This window comes from Streptomyces sp. UH6, assembly GCF_013421635.1.
Lineage (GTDB): Bacteria > Actinomycetota > Actinomycetes > Streptomycetales > Streptomycetaceae > Streptomyces > Streptomyces abyssomicinicus.
Genome location: NZ_JACADT010000592.1, coordinates 1 through 3,572, shown reverse-complemented (window position 1 = coordinate 3,572; position 3,572 = coordinate 1). Strand labels below are relative to the sequence as shown.

Here is a 3,572-nt window from a genome sequence, read left to right as displayed (position 1 = left end):
CACCGAGTACGGCGGCTGGCGTCAGGGCAGCGCCGAGGAGGCGATGTGCCGGAACATGCAGAACCGCGCCACCAAGTGAGCCGATGAGCGGCGGACCGGGCGGCGCCGGAGAGGCCGGGCCGTGCGCCCTCCGAAGGCCGTGCGCCCTCCGAAGGCCGTGTGCCCTCCGAAAAAGGGCGGAGAGCCCGTCCGGGGCGCGGCCGGCGCCCCGTCACGGCTCCAGTCCGGCCTCCAGGGACCGGATCGCCTCGCGCACCCGGGTCCCGTGACCGTCGTACGGCAGTCCCTCGGCCGCCGACCGGGCCCGGCCGAGGTGGCTGCGGGCGGCTTCCGGGCAGCCCAGTTTGGCGTAGTCGGCGGCGATGTTGAGGTGCAGCGAGGGGTACAGCGACCGGACCGACTCCAACAGCTCCTCGGCGGCGGACAGCGCCCGCAGGTCCCAGGCCAGCTCGTCCGCGGGGTCGTCCTGCGTGTCGGCGAGGTAATGGGCGAGGGCGCAGCGGTGGAAGGCGTCGCCGTCGGCGCCGATCTCCTCCCACAGGCCGAGGAAGCGCCCCCGCGCCTCCTCCCGGTCGCCGCCGTGGTGCAGCAGCACGGCCTGGCCGATCCGGGTCCTCACCGCGATTCCGCCCGCGTCCGGTTCCTGAAGCTCCATCGCGTCCTCCGTCGCCCGCCGCTCCCGGCATGACCCGCGGGTCCGCCGCACGGCGGGCCCGCGGTCGACGCTAGGGCCACCGGGCCCGCGTCGCCCGGCGACGCGGTCCGGTCGGCCGCACCCCTCCCCCGCGGTGGACGGCCGGGCGCGACGGGGCCCCGGTCTCAGCCGAGGTCCGGGATCCGCCAGTCGATCGGCTCGTGGCCCTGGGCCGCGATCGCCGCGTCGATCTGGGTGAACGGCCGCGAGCCGAAGAACTTCTTGGCCGACAGCGGCGAGGGGTGCGCGCCCTTGACCACCGCGTGCCGGGTCTCGTCGATCAGCGGCAGCTTCTTCTGGGCGTAGGCGCCCCACAGCACGAAGACGGCCGGGTCGGGCCGGTCGACGACCGCGCGGATGACGGCGTCGGTGAACTTCTCCCAGCCCTTGCCCTTGTGCGAGTTGGGCTCGCTCTCGCGGACCGTGAGCACCGCGTTGAGCAGCAGCACACCCTGCTCCGCCCAGGGCATCAGGTAACCGTTGTCCGGGATCGGGTGGCCGAGTTCGGCCTGCATCTCCTTGTAGATGTTCCGCAGCGACGGGGGCGTCCGCACGCCCGGCCGGACGGAGAAGCACAGGCCGTGGCCCTGGCCGGGGCCGTGGTACGGGTCCTGGCCGAGGACGAGGACCTTGACCTTGTCGTAGGGCGTCGCCTCGAGGGCCGCGAAGACCTCCTCGCGGGGCGGGTAGACGGGGCCGTTCGCCCGCTCCTCCTCGACGAACTCGGTCAGCTCCTTGAAGTAGGGCTGCTCCAGTTCGCCGCCCAGAACCCCGCGCCAGGACTCGGGCAGCATGGCGATGTCGGTCACGTCAACGTCCTCCGGTGTGCGGTCACTTCCAGGTCTGGAACCTACAGGCGACCACCGACAACGGTAGAGGCGGGCCGGGGCGCGCGGGGGCGTGAGGGCCCGCACGCGGCGCGGGCCCGGTGCCGGCGGTCACCCGCCGGTCACCGGGCCCGCGCCCGTCACCGGTGCCGGTCAGGCGACACCGGCGTTCAGGAAGAGGCCGCCCTCGATCACCAGGTTCTGCCCGGTGATCCAGCCGGAGGCCTCCGAGGTGAGGAACGCGGCCGCGCCCCCGATGTCCTCCGGCACGCCGAGGCGGCCGAGCGGGTAGCCGGCCGCCACCTCGGCCTCGCGGTTCTCGTACAGCGCCTCGGCGAACTTGGTCTTGATCACTCCGGGCGAGATCGCGTTGACCCGGACCCGCGGCGAGAACTCGTGCGCCAGCTGCAGGGTCAGGTTGATCATCGCGGCCTTGCTGATGCCGTAGGGGCCGATGAACGGCGAGGCCTGGACACCGGCGACCGAGGCGATGTTGACGATGGTGCCGCCGTTCTCCCGCTGCCAGGCCGCCCAGGTCTTCTGGGCGAAGCCGAGCGCGGAGATCACGTTGGTCTCGAAGACCTTGCGCGCGACGTTCAGGTCGACGTCGGCGATCGGTCCGAAGACCGGGTTGGTGCCGGCGTTGTTGACCAGGTGGTCGATCCGGCCGAACGCCTCCATGGTGGCGGCGACGACCGCTTCCTGGTGCTCCAGGTCGTGTGCCTTGCCGGCGACGCCGATGGCCCGGTCGGCGCCCAGGCGCTCGACGGCCTCCTTCAGCGCCTCCTCGTTGCGTCCGGTGATGCAGACCCGGTCACCGCGGGCGACGAACGCCTCGGCGATGCCGAAGCCGATGCCCCGGCTGGCGCCGGTGATGACGGCGACCTGGCCGGAGAGCTCGGGCTTGTCGGTCATGTGGGAATACCTCCGTGTCCCGGTACCGCGCGGTCCGGTGTCAGTTGAGGGGGCCGCCGGCCACGTACAGGACCTGGCCGGAGACGAAGCCGGCCTCCTCGCCCGTGAAGAAGGCGACGGCGTTGGCGATGTCCTCGGGGACGCCGACCCGCTGGACCGGGATCATCGCGGCGGCGCCCTTCTTGAAGTCCTCGAAGTCCACGCCCACGCGGTCGGAGGTGGCCTTGGTCATCTCGGTGGCGATGAAGCCGGGGGCGACGGCGTTGGCGGTGATGCCGAACTTGCCGAGTTCCTTGGCGAGGGTCTTGGTGAAGCCCTGCAGACCGGCCTTGGCGGCGGAGTAGTTGGCCTGGCCGCGGTTGCCCAGCGCCGACGACGAGGACAGGTTGACGATGCGGCCGAACTTGGCCTCCACCATGTACTTCTGGCAGGCGCGGGCCATCAGGAAGGCGCCCTTGAGGTGGACGTTCATGACGGTGTCCCAGTCCAGGGCGCTCATCTTGAACAGCAGGTTGTCGCGGAGCACGCCCGCGTTGTTGACCAGGACGGTCGGCGCGCCGAGCTCCTCGGCGATCCGGGCGACGGCGGCCTCCACCTGCGCCTCGTCGGAGACGTCGCAGCCGACGCCGATCGCCTTGCCGCCGGCCGCGGTGATCTGCTCGACGACGTCCTTGCAGTTGGCCTCGTCCAGGTCGATGACCGCGACGGCGCGGCCCTCGGCGGCCAGACGGACGGCGGTGGCGGCGCCGATGCCGCGCGCGCCGCCGGTGACTACCGCGACGCGCTGCTCAGTGGTGGACATGGGTGGTTCTCCTCGCCCTCGGAAAGCCTGGTACGCCTTCGGTGATCCTGCGGTGCGGCCTCGGCCCGAACGACACGCCCGGCGGATGAGCGACCGCTTAGTACCCTCGACAGGACGTGACGCTAGAAGCCCGGGCACCCGCTGTCAACGGGCCACCGCGCGATGTGATCCACCTGACCGGTCCGGGGGACCGTGAGGGGCGCCCTACCGGACCAGAAGGTCCAGCAGCCGGTCGGCCTCGGCCGCCGGATCGGCCGTCAGACCGGTGTGCACGGGCCCGGGCTGGAGCACCGTGGACCGGGGCGCGACCAGCCACCGGAACCTCTTGCCGGCG

Annotated in this window: 5 protein-coding genes; all 5 read right to left on the bottom strand. The window is 72.3% G+C overall.

The window, feature by feature from the left end:
* Positions 1-211 precede the first annotated feature (211 nt).
* Positions 212-655, bottom strand: a complete 444-nt coding sequence (locus tag HW445_RS22610) for a hypothetical protein (protein ID WP_180222803.1) — start codon at positions 653-655, stop codon at positions 212-214.
* 164 nt (positions 656-819) lie between these two features.
* Positions 820-1,503 (bottom strand): uracil-DNA glycosylase, encoded by a 684-nt coding sequence (locus HW445_RS22605; protein WP_180222802.1) that lies wholly within the window; start codon positions 1,501-1,503, stop codon positions 820-822.
* Between the two features lie 171 nt (positions 1,504-1,674).
* Entirely contained in the window at positions 1,675-2,436 is a 762-nt protein-coding gene (locus HW445_RS22600) for an SDR family oxidoreductase (RefSeq protein ID WP_180222801.1), read from the bottom strand.
* Positions 2,437-2,476: 40 nt separating this feature from the next.
* A complete protein-coding gene (fabG, locus tag HW445_RS22595) occupies positions 2,477-3,238 on the bottom strand; it encodes a 3-oxoacyl-ACP reductase FabG (protein ID WP_180222800.1) in 762 nt (253 codons plus the stop codon).
* A 204-nt stretch (positions 3,239-3,442) separates the two neighbouring features.
* Positions 3,443-3,572 (bottom strand): DUF3037 domain-containing protein (locus tag HW445_RS22590; RefSeq protein WP_180222799.1); only part of this gene is annotated, 130 nt, incomplete at its 5' end.

Bases quoted from the DNA above. Each gene is read 5' to 3' on its own strand.
- fabG (WP_180222800.1), bottom strand. From the start codon at position 3,238: ATGTCCACCACTGAGCAGCGCGTCGCGGTAGTCACCGGCGGCGCGCGC.
- HW445_RS22600 (WP_180222801.1), bottom strand. From the start codon at position 2,436: ATGACCGACAAGCCCGAGCTCTCCGGCCAGGTCGCCGTCATCACCGGC.
- HW445_RS22610 (WP_180222803.1), bottom strand. From the start codon at position 655: ATGGAGCTTCAGGAACCGGACGCGGGCGGAATCGCGGTGAGGACCCGG.